Annotated in this window: 15 protein-coding genes; 7 read left to right on the top strand and 8 right to left on the bottom strand. The window is 65.6% G+C overall.

Annotated elements, in window-relative coordinates; translation table 11 throughout:
• Window positions 1-70 precede the first annotated feature (70 nt).
• Entirely contained in the window at window positions 71-778 is a 708-nt protein-coding gene (locus tag DY467_RS10350) for an 8-oxoguanine DNA glycosylase (RefSeq protein WP_164635822.1), read from the bottom strand.
• A gap of 55 nt (window positions 779-833) precedes the next feature.
• On the opposite strand from DY467_RS10350, the gene DY467_RS26875 reads away from it, so the two are divergent.
• The 3 genes from DY467_RS26875 to DY467_RS10365 all read left to right on the top strand — a co-directional run bounded on the left by DY467_RS26875 (window position 834) and on the right by DY467_RS10365 (window position 2,481).
• On the top strand, window positions 834-1,148 hold the full coding sequence (locus DY467_RS26875) for a helix-turn-helix domain-containing protein (RefSeq protein ID WP_164635823.1): 315 nt from the start codon (window positions 834-836) through the stop codon (window positions 1,146-1,148).
• 9 nt (window positions 1,149-1,157) lie between these two features.
• Window positions 1,158-1,601: a hypothetical protein gene (locus DY467_RS10360; protein ID WP_205502238.1), complete on the top strand. Its 444-nt coding sequence runs from the start codon at window positions 1,158-1,160 to the stop codon at window positions 1,599-1,601.
• A gap of 259 nt (window positions 1,602-1,860) precedes the next feature.
• Window positions 1,861-2,481 carry a class I SAM-dependent methyltransferase gene (locus DY467_RS10365; RefSeq protein WP_164635825.1) on the top strand — a complete coding sequence of 207 codons (621 nt, stop codon included), beginning with the start codon at window positions 1,861-1,863 and terminating at the stop codon, window positions 2,479-2,481.
• Window positions 2,482-2,635: 154 nt separating this feature from the next.
• Here the strand turns inward: DY467_RS10365 and DY467_RS10370 are convergent, their stop codons facing one another.
• Genes DY467_RS10370 through DY467_RS10380 form a run of 3 tightly spaced genes read right to left on the bottom strand, consistent with a single transcriptional unit; the run spans window position 2,636 to window position 5,329 of the window.
• Window positions 2,636-3,148, bottom strand: coding sequence for an ureidoglycolate lyase (locus DY467_RS10370; RefSeq protein WP_107342760.1), 513 nt, complete (start codon window positions 3,146-3,148; stop codon window positions 2,636-2,638).
• Window positions 3,145-3,984, bottom strand: a complete 840-nt coding sequence (locus DY467_RS10375; RefSeq protein WP_164635827.1) for a bifunctional allantoicase/(S)-ureidoglycine aminohydrolase — start codon at window positions 3,982-3,984, stop codon at window positions 3,145-3,147. Before DY467_RS10375 ends, DY467_RS10370 begins: the two co-directional genes overlap by 4 nt.
• Before the next feature lie 37 nt (window positions 3,985-4,021).
• Window positions 4,022-5,329: a dicarboxylate/amino acid:cation symporter gene (locus DY467_RS10380; RefSeq protein WP_164635829.1), complete on the bottom strand. Its 1,308-nt coding sequence runs from the start codon at window positions 5,327-5,329 to the stop codon at window positions 4,022-4,024.
• Between the two features lie 105 nt (window positions 5,330-5,434).
• On the opposite strand from DY467_RS10380, the gene DY467_RS10385 reads away from it, so the two are divergent.
• The 3 genes from DY467_RS10385 (at window position 5,435) to DY467_RS10395 (ending at window position 8,192) form a co-directional block, all read left to right on the top strand.
• Window positions 5,435-6,316, top strand: coding sequence for a LysR family transcriptional regulator (locus DY467_RS10385; RefSeq protein WP_164635831.1), 882 nt, complete (start codon window positions 5,435-5,437; stop codon window positions 6,314-6,316).
• Between the two features lie 629 nt (window positions 6,317-6,945).
• Window positions 6,946-7,533: a sigma-70 family RNA polymerase sigma factor gene (locus tag DY467_RS10390; RefSeq protein ID WP_164635923.1), complete on the top strand. Its 588-nt coding sequence runs from the start codon at window positions 6,946-6,948 to the stop codon at window positions 7,531-7,533.
• Window positions 7,530-8,192: a ChrR family anti-sigma-E factor gene (locus DY467_RS10395; protein ID WP_164635833.1), complete on the top strand. Its 663-nt coding sequence runs from the start codon at window positions 7,530-7,532 to the stop codon at window positions 8,190-8,192. Before DY467_RS10390 ends, DY467_RS10395 begins: the two co-directional genes overlap by 4 nt.
• On the opposite strand, the gene DY467_RS10400 is transcribed toward DY467_RS10395, so the two are convergent.
• Window positions 8,189-9,334, bottom strand: coding sequence for an AI-2E family transporter (locus DY467_RS10400; protein ID WP_164635835.1), 1,146 nt, complete (start codon window positions 9,332-9,334; stop codon window positions 8,189-8,191). The two genes, DY467_RS10395 and DY467_RS10400, sit on opposite strands and share 4 nt — an antisense overlap.
• Window positions 9,335-9,509: 175 nt before the next feature.
• Here DY467_RS10400 and DY467_RS10405 point away from each other — a divergent pair, with 175 nt between their 5' ends.
• Window positions 9,510-10,586, top strand: a complete 1,077-nt coding sequence (locus DY467_RS10405; RefSeq protein ID WP_164635837.1) for a carboxylesterase family protein — start codon at window positions 9,510-9,512, stop codon at window positions 10,584-10,586.
• Between the two features lie 3 nt (window positions 10,587-10,589).
• Here the strand turns inward: DY467_RS10405 and DY467_RS10410 are convergent, their stop codons facing one another.
• The 3 genes from DY467_RS10410 to DY467_RS10420 all read right to left on the bottom strand — a co-directional run bounded on the left by DY467_RS10410 (window position 10,590) and on the right by DY467_RS10420 (window position 12,250).
• Window positions 10,590-11,054 carry a hypothetical protein gene (locus DY467_RS10410; protein WP_164635839.1) on the bottom strand — a complete coding sequence of 155 codons (465 nt, stop codon included), beginning with the start codon at window positions 11,052-11,054 and terminating at the stop codon, window positions 10,590-10,592.
• 93 nt (window positions 11,055-11,147) lie between these two features.
• Entirely contained in the window at window positions 11,148-11,870 is a 723-nt protein-coding gene (locus DY467_RS10415; RefSeq protein ID WP_107346398.1) for an LrgB family protein, read from the bottom strand.
• Window positions 11,867-12,250 (bottom strand): CidA/LrgA family protein, encoded by a 384-nt coding sequence (locus DY467_RS10420; protein WP_164635841.1) that lies wholly within the window; start codon window positions 12,248-12,250, stop codon window positions 11,867-11,869. The genes DY467_RS10415 and DY467_RS10420 overlap by 4 nt, the downstream gene beginning before the upstream one ends.
• Window positions 12,251-12,276 lie beyond the last annotated feature (26 nt).

Here is a 12,276-nt window from a genome sequence, read left to right on the forward strand (position 1 = left end):
CTGCACCCCGCTTCGACTTTCCGGCCATCTACCACCCCCGCGGCAACCTATGCGCGAGTCGATCGATTCGTCAAACCGGACCGCGCCCAAGGGCTCTCATGTGTCTCCACATAACTGCGTCGAGCAGGGACGGGCGGACTTGAAGCGCCTTGGCGAACTGGAGGAAACGGCCTTCCATGAGTTCATAGTCGCGGGCGACCTGCTGGTCCCGGCCGAACAACCCGATTAGGATACCCGCGCGGATAATGTGGATATCGAGGATCGCAACGTCGTCGCTGCCGAGCCAGTTGCGGGTGATCCAGGACGCGGTCTTCATTCCGATCCCTGGAATTTCTGTAAGTTCGCGACGGAAGATTCGGTGATCATTGGTTTTCGGCGGGGCGTGCTCAAGCATCCGCAGTGCTTGCGATAGCCTGGCCGCTTTCTGATTGGGAAAGCGGTACTTTCTTGACCGACCTTGGATCTCAAGCGGGGCTGTCAGCAACTCGCGTATCTGCTCGGCATCGGCAAGGCTGCCGGGGGCAAATATCTGTTCGGCGGCCAAACGATCATACGCGGACGCGTTCATCTCGGCGGTGATCCCGAAGCCGCCCAGGAGACAGAAACCGACCTGCTCCTTGAGGGTCATGTCCCTGCATACGTAATCATCGTCCTCGTGGGCGAGGGCACTCATTTGCGCCCAGAAGGCGGCGCTCGGCACCCATTCTGGCTTGCCCCAGCGGACGCCGGGAATGACCTCCGCACCGGGACGTCCTATCGAAGATACCCCATCCACCATCGGATCATGCTGCTGCTAATTGAATATAAATACATAAAAATGCATAAAAACGCATATGGCAAGGATCAACAATGACGACCTCAGAAAACGTCTGAACAACTACCGTCGCTCTTCGGGATTGAATCAGGCGGAGCTGTCGCGTGCGCTGGGCGTGAGTCAGCCGCACCTATCCCGAATTCTTTCGGGTGTCGTAAAGCCGGGAGACAAACTGGTCTGCCGTATCTCCCAGTTCCTCGCTAGTCGAAGTGGTGCAGACGCCAGCGACCGCGATTCATGGCTGAAGAGAGTTGGTGTCGCTGCGAGACGATCGGCCGCCTTCCGGAAATTGGTCAGCGCAGCCCTTGAGATAGTTGAGGAGAAATCAAAATGACACTCGGTCTTGATCCATCCCGACGGGCAGCGTGCTCGCCAGGTCGATTTTCTGGGCTGGCTCAAGAAGCACGGCTTTCACCGAACGATCACGGCCCGGCCCCCGTTCGCAGGCACCTACCAGGACGCGGAGGGGCGCCAGATCGTGGTTCACCCCAGATCTGGGTTGAGCGACGTCACCGCCGAGGCAAATGGCGTCCGGATCGAGGCTGAGTGCAAGGGTGGGGCAATCGAGACGCGCTACCCGGGGCGTCTCTCGAAGCTGGACAAGTCGATGTGCGAAATCGTCGGTCGTCTGATGATGAAGGCGACGGGCGGCCGCTTGGTGGCAGTGATGCCAAAAACCGAGGTCACCCTTCGGATCGCTCGCAAGCTGGCGCCTCGTTGTGCCGCGGCTGGAATCGAGATCGCACTGGTCGGTCCGAATGGCGAGGTGGAGGATATTGATTCATAAATAGAATTACGTGCGCTGCGACACGTTACGACATATGAGTCCCGAACCGGCCCGGCGTTACGTCAATTGCGTGCGATCGTGACAATCTTTTGTGTCGCTCTCCCATTGGAAACTCTGAGTGTTTTGAGCGATCATCACAGCCTTATGTGTACCGACCACACCTCGTCTCGCTCCTGTCATCACACCTCCCCTGCCCGCTTTACACCGCTTCCCGCAGGCTGCACTGCTGGATTCGAATGCGCGTGCGAACGGATCGGTGATGGCGGGTTTTCTTGTTCTGCTGGTGCTGCCGGCCCTCTGGGTGGGCTGGCGGATGGCGTCCAGGCGGACGGTGCTGCCGTGCCCGTCGGAGATCGCCTGGCTTGTGGAAATGGAAAACCCGCTGGCGCGCGCCACACGCTCAGAACAGGTCGTGGCGCAATTGCAGCTGCGGCCGGGCGACCATGCGATCGACATCGGCTGCGGCCCCGGACGGGTGACGCTTCCGCTGGCGCGCGCTGTCGGACCAAGCGGCCAAGTGACCGCGCTCGACATTCAGGACGGCATGCTGGCGAAAGTGGCCGCCAAGGCCGAGGCCGAAGCGCTGACCAACATCCGCCCGCTCCGCGCCGACGTGCGGGACGCAGCCATCGCGGCAGGTTCGCTCGATGCGGCCGTGATGGTGATGGCACTCGGCGAATTTCCGCGCGGCACCGAGATCTTTCCGTCGGTGCATCGCATGCTGCGCCCCGGCGGCCGTCTGCTGGTTGCCGAGAGCGTGTTCGATCCGCACTACGTGTCCCGCCGCCACTTACGCGAGCGGGTCTCGGCTGCGGGATTTCGGGAGCTGCGCTGCACCGGCAACGCGTTCGGCTACAGCATCACGTTTGAGCGGCCGTAGAGCAGTTCCGCGTCAGATCGAAGCGCCGTCTCGAACCATGCGGTTCTGCAAGCTAACGACCGCTCAGAAGCGCGGCCCTGATTCTGTCGAAGCCAGAATTGCGCTAGCCGCCAGCGACGTGACGTCCGGCGCGGCTCGTTGCAGAGCCGCAGCGTCAATGGCAGGTCGGCAGGTGCACGATCCACGGTTCGTCGAACACGTGCTCTTCCAGATTCACGCCCGGCCCGCTGCGGTCGATCACCACGAAATCCTGCGCGGCGCCGAACGGCGTCAGCACGCTGTGCCAGATGTTGCGGGCGTAGCAGATGCCCTGATGCGGGGCGGTGACGAAGGCCTGCGGCGCGCCGGGCTTGCCGGCTTCATCCGGGCAGACCACCACCAGAAACGGCGCGGTGTTCAGCGGCACGAACGCCTGGGCGCCGAGCGGATGGCGCTCGACCAGGTTGAGCCAGAGCGGCATCGCGTAAGGCTGCGCCTCGACCAAGCCGACCACCACGCGCGCGCCGTCGCCGATCACCTCGATCTCGGCGAGGTCGTGGAAGCGCCTTGCCATGCCGGCATTCATCGGACGCGAAGAGGCCTGCGCCGTATCGATCACCTGCCCGAACGGCGCGAACGCCGCCGCCGTCAGCGGCTGCGCCACGATTTTTCGCGCGGTCGCAGTCATCGTCCGAGCCCGCGGCGGCCGAGCGCCGGGTGACGGTTGACGTCCTTGTACAGCAGATAGCGGAAGCGGCCGGGACCGCCGGCGTAGCAGGCCTGCGGGCAGAACGCGCGTAGCCACATGAAGTCGCCGGCCTCGACTTCGACCCAGTCGCGGTTGAGCCGATACACCGCCTTGCCTTCGAGCACGAACAGCCCGTGCTCCATCACATGGGTTTCCTCGAACGGAATCGAGGCGCCGGCCTGCAGCGTGACGATGTTGACGTGCATGTCGTGGCGCAGATCCTCCGGGGAAACGAACCGCGTCGTCGCCCAGGTGCCGCCGGTGCCGGTCATGCCGGCGGGCTCGATCTCGGACTCATGGGTGACGAAGGCGTCCGGCGCAGGAAGGCCGGGGACGGGTTCGTAGGCCTTGCGAATCCAGTGGAAGCGCGCCGGCTCGGCGCCAGCGTTATGCAGCCGCCAGCCGCAGCCGGGCGGCAGATAGGCGTAGCTGCCGGGGCGCAGCGCATGGGACTTGCCGCCGAGCTCGAGGCTTGGCGCGCCGCCGACCACGAAGACGACGCCTTCGCCCTGCGGATCCGGCTCCGGATGGTCGCTGCCGCCGCCGGGCGCGACCTCCACCAGATATTGCGCGAAGGTCTCGGCGAAACCGGACAGCGGCCGAGCCAGAATCCAGACGCGGGTATCGGTCCAGCCGGGCAGCAGGCTGGTGACGATATCGCTCATCACGCCGTGCGGGATCACCGCATAGGCCTCGGTGAACACCGCGCGGCCGGTATGCAGCGTGCTCTGCGGCGGCAGCCCGCCGCAAGCCGGGTTGTAGATCGGGGCGTTCATCGCGGTCTCCCTGCGTTTCTTGGTATCAGCTCAGCGGTCAGGCGGAGGCTTCGGCGATCGGCGCGTCGAGGATCGCGGCGGTGTCGGTGGTCACTTCGCCGTTCAGCACGCGTTTCGCCTGGGCGCGGTCGATGTCGCCCTCCCAGGCAGCGATCACCACGGTCGCCACGCAGTTGCCGACCAGATTACCGAGCGCCCGGGCGATGCCGACGAACCAGTCGACCGACAGCACCAGCACGAGGCCGATCAGCGGAATATCCGGCACCGCCGACAGCGTCGCGGCCAGCACCACGATCGCCGAGCCGGGAACGCCGTGGGCGCCCTTGGAGGTGAGCAGCGCGATGCCGAGGATCACCAATAGATGGCCGAACGACAGCGGCGTATTGGTGGCCTGGGCGATGAACACCGTCGCCAGCGTCAGATACAGCGAGAACGCATCGAGGTTGAACGAGTAGCCGGTCGGAATCACCAGACCGACCGTGGAGTCCTTGATGCCGAGCCGCTCCAGCTTGCGCATCACCTGCGGCAGCACGCTGTCGGATGAGGCGGTGCCGGCCACCACCGTCAGTTCTTCACGCAAGTAAGCCAGCAGCTTGAGCAGGCTGAAGCCCGCCAGCCGCATGATGCTGCCGAGGATCACGAACACGAACAGCGCGACGCCGGCATAGAACAGGCCGACCAGTAGGCCGAGCTGCTTCAGCGAGCCGACGCCGTATTTGGCGACCGTGAACGACACCGCCCCGAGCACGCCGAGCGGCGCCAGCTTGACAATGATGCCGATGATCTTGAACAGCACCTCGGTGATGCGCTCGATGCTGTCGGCCAAAGGCTTGCCGCGCTCGCCGAGCAGCGACAGGCCGGCGCCGAACAGGATCGCGATGATCAGCACCTGCAGCACGTCGCCCTTGGCGAACGCGTCGATGAAGGTGGTGGGCACCAGCCGCATGATGAAGTCGGTGAAGCCGGTAACTTCCTTGACGTGGCTGCTGTAGCCGGCGAGGGCCGAGCCATCGAGCGTCGCGGTGTTGACGTTCATGCCGGCGCCGGGCTGGAACACGTAGGCCAGCACGATGCCGAGCGCGAGCGCGACCGTTGTCACGGCTTCGAAGTAGATCAGCGATTTCAACCCGACCCGCCCGACCTTCTTCAGGTCGCCGGCGCCGACGATGCCGTTGACCACCACGCCGAACACCAGCGGGGCGATCGCGAACTTGATCAGCTTGATGAACAGGTCGCCGAGCGGCTTCAGCGCAACCCCGACCTCAGGCCACAGCGCACCGAGAGCCACACCAAGTACGAGGGCGGCGACCACCTGCCCAAACAGCGACCTGAAAAACCGCGTCATCGGAATGTTCCCGGGATTTGGAGCCTGCGAAACAATCACTGCTGAGTTTCTAGACGTCAAATATTTCATGTGTCTCGATTGATACATTTGAAGTATGATTGAGCGATGGAAATCCGCCATCTCCGCTATTTCGCCGCCGTGGCGCGGCACCTGAATTTCACTGCGGCCGCCGACAGCCTCGGCGTGGCGCAGCCGCCGCTCAGCCAGCAAATCAGGGATTTGGAGGCCGAGATCGGCACCCCGCTGTTCGAACGGACCACACGCCGCGTCGCGCTGACCCGGGCCGGCGAGGATTTTCTGAAACAGGCGCTCGCGATTCTGGAGCGGGCCGAAACCGCCGTGCAGCGCGCCCGCTCGATCGGCGCCGGCACCGCCGGCATTCTCAATGTCGGGCTGACCGGATCAGTGCTCACCGGCCCGCTCGGGCGAGCGATCCAGCAGTTTGCGCTCAACTACCCGAACGTCGATCTCCGCATCCACGAGATGTCGCCCGACCGGCAAGTGGCGGCGCTGAAATCCGGCCAAACCGATGTGAGCTTCCTGCGCTGTCCGCCGCAAGATGCCGAGATCGCCAGCGAGCTGGCGTGGCAGGAATCGGTCCGGCTGGTGCTGCCGAAAGGCCACGCGCTATCGACCAGGAAGGTGACGCTGGCGGATCTCCGCGACGAGAGCTTCGTGTTTCTGCGGCTGGAGGATTCGCTGTTTGCCAAGTATCTGTGGCAGTGCTGCTTCGAGGCAGGCTATGCGCCGCGCGTCACTCATCAGGCGATCGAGTCGGCATCGCTGACGAGCCTGGTCGCTGCGGGTCTCGGCATCGCCATCATCCCGGAATTCGTCAGCAAGCTGGCGCATCAGGATGTGGTGTATCGGCCGATCGCCGGACCGCCGATTTTAGCCGATGTCTACGCGCTAACGACCGGCGCCAACAATCCGCTGGCGAGTCAGTTCATCGCTCTGGTGCAGACGCTGTCCGGCAAGGCGGGCTGACGAGCCGAATATGTTCGGCGCAGCAGCCGAACCACGCAACAACCCAACTCAGAGTCGAGGGCCCGCCGGCATCGCCGGCAGGCCCCGCGACCATGGCTGGGTTCGCGTTCGATCGGTCACGTTGCTGTCGCCGAAGATCAGCCGAGCATCGCGTACGGCACAAGCGGAGCGAGCGTCATCAGGAGCGCGCCGCCGATCACAGCAGCTTCCATGCCGTTCAGTTTCCGAAGCATCGACATCATCAAACCTCCCGTTGGCTGTTAGCACGCTGTTTACGAAGCGGCGGCGCCGTCGGATCACCGCTTAGCCATCACAGCCGCGTGAGCCGGGCCCGGCCTGATGCGCTCGGTTGCCGCATGCGATTTTTGTCGGGATGCGGTGATCCAAACGATCGGCTGGTTCGTATCAGAACAAATGCAATCAATCCGATCGCGCGCTCGCTGCTCATGATTCTCCGCACACCAGATTCGGTCCTCACGCGCGACTACCTGATTACTACTCGCGAGCATGTGAGCGCGACACATGGCGCGCTCCGCATCGCCGCGTCCCGCGTTAGGCTGCGGGGTTCAGAGCGTGCGCTTCAAGGCGATCTTGCGGATCGGTGCGCGCCCGGCAACGGAGCGGTAGTCATGGATCAATTGCGCGACGGTCCACGCCCGCCGTCGGCGGAGATGGCGGACTGCATCGTCCGGATCGCGGTCGCGCAGGATCGCGCCGCGTTCGAGACGCTGTTTCGCCATTTCGCGCCGCGCCTGAAATCATACTTCGCCCGGCGTGGCGGCGATCCGGCCCTGGCCGAAGAGATCACCCAGGAGACGATGGTGTCGGTCTGGCGCAGCGCCGCGCAGTTCGACCCGGCCAGAGCCTCGGCCTCGACCTGGATCTTCACCATCGCACGCAATCTCAGCATCGACCGGCTGCGGCAGGCGAAGCGGCCGAACTTCGATCCCAACGATCCGGCATTCGTGCCCGACGAGGAGGAGCCGCCCGACCGCCGGCTGGAGCGCACCGAAACTGAGCAGCGCGTGCGCGAGGTGATGGAGACCCTGTCGTTCAACGAGAAGAGTGTTTTGATGCTGTCGTTCTACGAAAACCAATCACACAGCGAGATCGCCGAGCAACTCGGCCTGCCGGTCGGCACCGTGAAGTCGCGAATCCGACTCGCCTTCGGCAAGCTGCGGGCGGCACTCGATGCGCCCGCCGGAGAGCCGCGATGACGGTGCGGCACCACATCGGCGACGATCTGCTGCTGAGCTACGCCGCCGGCGCGCTGGACGAAGCTTCGAGCCTGCTGGTCGCCACCCATCTGGCGCTGTGTCCGCATTGCCGTGCGCGCGCGGCCGCCGCCGATGCGCTCGGCGGCGAAATGCTCGACGCGCTGCCCGCCGCGGACGTGACGCAGGGCTTGTGGCAGAGCGTGCTGGCGCGGACCCACACCGGGCCGGACGCACCTTCGGCCATCCCGGCAACGGCGCTGCAGCCGCGTTCCGACATCGTGATCCCCGAGCCGCTGCGCAGCTATCTCGGTACTGACCTTGCCGGCTTGCGCTGGACCCGGCTGGCGCCGCGGGTGCAACAGATCACCATCGACATCCCGGGCTGCCGCCCGCGCGCCCGGATGCTGCGGTTCGAGGCCGGCACGCGGGTGTTCGAGCACGGCCATTCCGGACGCGAACTGACGCTGGTGCTGCACGGATCGCTGTGCGACGGCGACACCGTGATGCGGCGCGGCGACGTCGCCGAGACCGACGAGCGCACCGAACACCAGCCGCAGGCCGGCGCGGGCGAGGATTGCATCTGCCTCGCCGTCACCGACGCGCCGCTGCGGTTCAAGAGCCGGTTCGCCCGGCTGCTGCAGCCCTGGTTCGGGATTTAAGCGACCGGCGTCGTGCCGCGATCGCTACGGTTCGGGGCGACTGCGACCGGCTCGGCCTCGACCGGGCCGGCATTGGCACCGATCGGCGGCGTATCGCCGGCATCCTCACGCGCGGACGAATAAATGTCCCAGGTGGCGATGAACATCGCGGCGATCACCGGGCCGATCACGAAGCCGTTCAGGCCGAACACTTCGAGACCGCCGAGCGTGGAGATCAGCACCACGTAGTCCGGCATCCGCGTATCCTTGCCGACCAGGATCGGGCGGAGGAAGTTGTCGACCATGCCGATCACCAGCGAGCCCCAGACGATCAACCCGACGCCGTGCCAGACCGAGCCGGTGGCGATCAGATACAGCGCCATCGGCAGCCAGACGATTCCGGCTCCGACCGCCGGCAGCAGCGACAGGAACGCCATCACCACCGCCCACATCAGCGCGCCGCTGATGCCGAGCACATAGAAGGCGAGCCCGCCGAGCGCGCCCTGAATCAGCGCGATCAGCATGTTGCCCTTCACGGTGGCGCGGATCACCACGGTGAACTTATCCAGCAGCCGGCTCTGATGATCAACGCCGAGCGGCATCGCGCGGCGGATACGTCCGGCTAACAGATCGCCGTCGCGTAGCAGGAAGAACAGCAGATACACCATCACGAACAGATTGACGGTGAAGTCGAAGGTGCTCTGGCCGATATCGAGCGCCTGGCCCGCCAGATACTGGCTGCCGCGCAGCAGCGCAGCCGACAGCCGCTGCTGTATGTCCGCGAGATTGCCGACGCCGAACCGGCTGAGCAGATCGCCGAGCCAATCGGGCCGGGACGCCAATAGCTCCCGCATGGTTTTCAGCAGATCGAGGTTGCCGGACTCGATCTTGGTGTAGGTCGCAGCCGCCTCGCGCGCCAGGGCGGCGCCGAGCAGCGACATCGGCAGCAGCACCATCAGCACGATGATGGCCACCGAGGTGAACGCCGCGAGATTGCGCCGGAAGCCGAAGGCGCGGTTGAGCTGGCGGTTCAGCGGCGCGAACAGGATCGCGATCACCATGCCCCACAGCACGGCGCTGTACAGCGGCCACAGAATCCAACCGAACAGTCCGGTGGCGACCACCAGCAGCAGAATGAAGAACTTGTTTTCGGATGCCGGCATCCAGGTCCCCTTGCCTCGCCGACGGCAACGTTCCGCTCGGGCTTTGGCTCCTCGCCACCCTAAAGGGTTTTGCGCCGAATGGGACCCCGCCCGATCACCGCAGCGTTTGCGGTTTGCAGCGCCCCCGATCCCTGACACTGTCGGGCTGTACAACACAAGATCGGAAAGGGATGGGATGAGCGAGGCCGTGATCGACGACATCGTGGCGCTGCTGCCGCCGCTGCTGCAGAGCCTCGAATCGCTCGGCTTCGTCGCGCGCTATCTGCATCCGCCGGAATTCGGCGACCTGCTCAAGCTCGCCGGCACGCCCGAACAGGCCCTGCAGGCCGAGTTGCCACGACTGGCGAATTGGCCCGAGACCTTCGCGCATCTGCGGGGTCCGCTCCAGACCGCCGGCGAGCAGGCGCTCGCGGCGTTTGCCGGCCTCCGCGCGGTCGATGCCGGCCAGGGCGATCTCGGCGACGTCTTCCGGGCGCTCCGGCATCTGCCGCAGGGGCTGGAGGCGCTGTATCCGCTCGCGGCCACTCTGCCGCCGGTGTCGAGTTTCTTCCTCGATCCGGACAGCCAGCAGAACGAAACACTGCTGGCGCGACTGACGCAGCCGAAGCATCCGGATAGCGGCGTGTTTCACCGGTTCAACGAGCCCGGCAGCCGTGGCGGCTATTCGCTCTACGTGCCGGAATATTACGACCCGAACCGGGAATGGCCGCTGGTGATGGCGCTGCACGGCGGCAGCGGTCACGGCCGGCTGTTCCTGTGGAGCTGGTTGCGCGACGCGCGCGCCCGCGGCGCGATCGTGGTGGCGCCGACCGCGAGGGGGCGAACCTGGGCGTTGATGGGCGAGGATGTCGATTCGCCGAATCTGGTGCGTATCCTCGACGAGGTGCGGGGGCATTGGCGGGTCGATCCGTCGCGGCTGCTGCTGACCGGCCTCAGCGACGGCGGCACGTTCTGCTACGTCTCGGGCCTGACCAGCGACTCGCCGTTCACCCATCTGGCGCCGATCGCCGCGAGCTTTCATCCGCTGCTCGCCGGCGCGGCGGATTCCGCGCGGCTGCGCGGGCTGCCGATCCAGATCGTTCACGGGCGCCACGACTGGATGTTTCCGGTGGAGGTGGCTCGGCAGGCCCACGAGGCGCTGGTCTCGGCCGGCGCCGACGTCAGCTACCGCGAGATCGCCGACCTCAGTCACAGCTACCCGCGCGAGGCCAACGTTGCGCTGCTCGATTGGCTGAAGCTGCCGGCGGCGTAGCGCTCAGGCCGTACGCCGCACCAACAATGTGCGCCGGACCAGTTCTGAGGCCTGGCCGCGGTCGGCGAACAAAGCGAGCAGCAGCAGCGCCAAGCCGCCATGAAACAGCCCGGCGCCGAGCGCGGTCGGCGCGATCTGCCAGATCAGCAGCGGCGCCGCGACCATCAGGGCGGGCGCGAGCACGTAGGCTGCACTCAACACCGGCGAAGCGGGATAGCCGAGCCGCCACACCACCGCGCCAAGCGCGGCCAGCGCCATCAAAGCTTTCACGCCGGCCATGAAGCGCAGCAGCAGCACCAGTTCGGCATCGCTCTGGGCGCGCGCGGCGCTCGTCGCATCGGGCGAAGCCAGGATCGCCACCATCACTGCGATCAGCGCAGCCGCGATCGCCACGACCGGACGCGGCATCGACCAGCGCAGCGGCGGGGCCGCGACGTACGAGGCAGGCCCCACTGAAACATCGGACATCAGCGACATCCTCAGACGGATGATTTCACGCAAAGCGTAACGCGGTGGTTGCCGCGGCGGCAAATCACACTGCAGCGACAGCGTGAGCCGAACTCAGTGCACCAGCAAAGTGACCAGGACCGGCACCAGCAGCGCGGTGATCAGCGCGTTCAGGCTCATCGCGATGCCGGCGAACACGCCGGCGATCGCGTCGACCTGGAAAGCCCGCGCGGTGCCGATGCCGTGCGAGGCGAGCCCCACGGCGAAGCCGCGCGCCCGATAATCCCGAATCCCGAGCCGGTTCATCAGCGGCGAGACGACGATCGCGCCGAGGATGCCGGTGAGGATCACCGCCACCGCGGTGAGCGACGGATCGGCATGCAGCGACTCGCTGATACCCATCGCGACGCCCGCAGTGACCGATTTCGGCGCCAGCGACAGCACCACGGTTTCGGGCAGCCCGGCGAGCTGCGCCAGCCAGACCACCGAGACGATCGCGGTGACGCAGCCGACGACCAGCGCCAGGGCCATCGGCAGGATCGCAGCCAGCACCAGCTTGCGGTTCTCATACAGCGGCACCGCCAGCGCCACGGTGGCGGGGCCGAGTAGGAAATGCACGAACTGCGCGCCGCTGAAATAGGTGGTGTAGGAGGTGCCGGTCGCCCACAGGAACACGCCGATAATCCACATGGCGTGCAGAACCGGATTGACCAGCGGATTGCGCCCGGTCGCCTGCGACACCGCATCGGTCGCCGCATAGACCAGCAGCGTCACGGTCAGCCACAGCAGCGGCGTCTGCGACAGATACACCCACAGCGAGAACGGGTTGGCGTTCATCGGGGCACCCACATCGCCAGCAGCCGCGCCACCACCACAAATGTCACCACCGTGACCACCAGCGTGATCAGCACCGACCCGGCCAGGACCAGCATGATCGCAACACCGTGGGTGGTGATCATATCGAGCTGCTGGATTACCCCCACGCCGGCAGGGACGAACAGCAGCGACAAATGCGCCAGCATGCCCTTGGAAGCCTCCTCGACGCCGCCATTGCCGAGCGGTCCGAGCGCCAGCGGCTTGATGTAATCGCGCGCCACCAACAGACAGAACAGCAACATCAAGCCAAGCACCGGACTTGGCAACGGTAACCCCAACCCGCGGGCGATCACTTCGCCGACGAGCTGGCACAGCAGGATCAGGCCGACACTGGCGATCATCAGGTTCCCTCACGCGGAAAATCGCC

Source organism: Rhodopseudomonas sp. BR0G17 (assembly GCF_010907025.1).
Lineage (GTDB): Bacteria > Pseudomonadota > Alphaproteobacteria > Rhizobiales > Xanthobacteraceae > Rhodopseudomonas > Rhodopseudomonas palustris_H.

Coding starts and splice junctions, on each gene's coding strand:
- DY467_RS10375 (WP_164635827.1), bottom strand. CDS start 3,984: ATGAACGCCCCGATCTACAACCCGGCTTGCGGCGGGCTGCCGCCGCAG.
- DY467_RS10390 (WP_164635923.1), top strand. CDS start 6,946: ATGGATCAATTGCGCGACGGTCCACGCCCGCCGTCGGCGGAGATGGCG.
- DY467_RS10365 (WP_164635825.1), top strand. CDS start 1,861: ATGGCGGGTTTTCTTGTTCTGCTGGTGCTGCCGGCCCTCTGGGTGGGC.
- DY467_RS26875 (WP_164635823.1), top strand. CDS start 834: ATGGCAAGGATCAACAATGACGACCTCAGAAAACGTCTGAACAACTAC.
- DY467_RS10395 (WP_164635833.1), top strand. CDS start 7,530: ATGACGGTGCGGCACCACATCGGCGACGATCTGCTGCTGAGCTACGCC.
- DY467_RS10405 (WP_164635837.1), top strand. CDS start 9,510: ATGAGCGAGGCCGTGATCGACGACATCGTGGCGCTGCTGCCGCCGCTG.
- DY467_RS10410 (WP_164635839.1), bottom strand. CDS start 11,054: ATGTCCGATGTTTCAGTGGGGCCTGCCTCGTACGTCGCGGCCCCGCCG.
- DY467_RS10350 (WP_164635822.1), bottom strand. CDS start 778: ATGGTGGATGGGGTATCTTCGATAGGACGTCCCGGTGCGGAGGTCATT.
- DY467_RS10385 (WP_164635831.1), top strand. CDS start 5,435: ATGGAAATCCGCCATCTCCGCTATTTCGCCGCCGTGGCGCGGCACCTG.
- DY467_RS10420 (WP_164635841.1), bottom strand. CDS start 12,250: ATGATCGCCAGTGTCGGCCTGATCCTGCTGTGCCAGCTCGTCGGCGAA.
- DY467_RS10380 (WP_164635829.1), bottom strand. CDS start 5,329: ATGACGCGGTTTTTCAGGTCGCTGTTTGGGCAGGTGGTCGCCGCCCTC.
- DY467_RS10370 (WP_107342760.1), bottom strand. CDS start 3,148: ATGACTGCGACCGCGCGAAAAATCGTGGCGCAGCCGCTGACGGCGGCG.
- DY467_RS10415 (WP_107346398.1), bottom strand. CDS start 11,870: ATGAACGCCAACCCGTTCTCGCTGTGGGTGTATCTGTCGCAGACGCCG.
- DY467_RS10400 (WP_164635835.1), bottom strand. CDS start 9,334: ATGCCGGCATCCGAAAACAAGTTCTTCATTCTGCTGCTGGTGGTCGCC.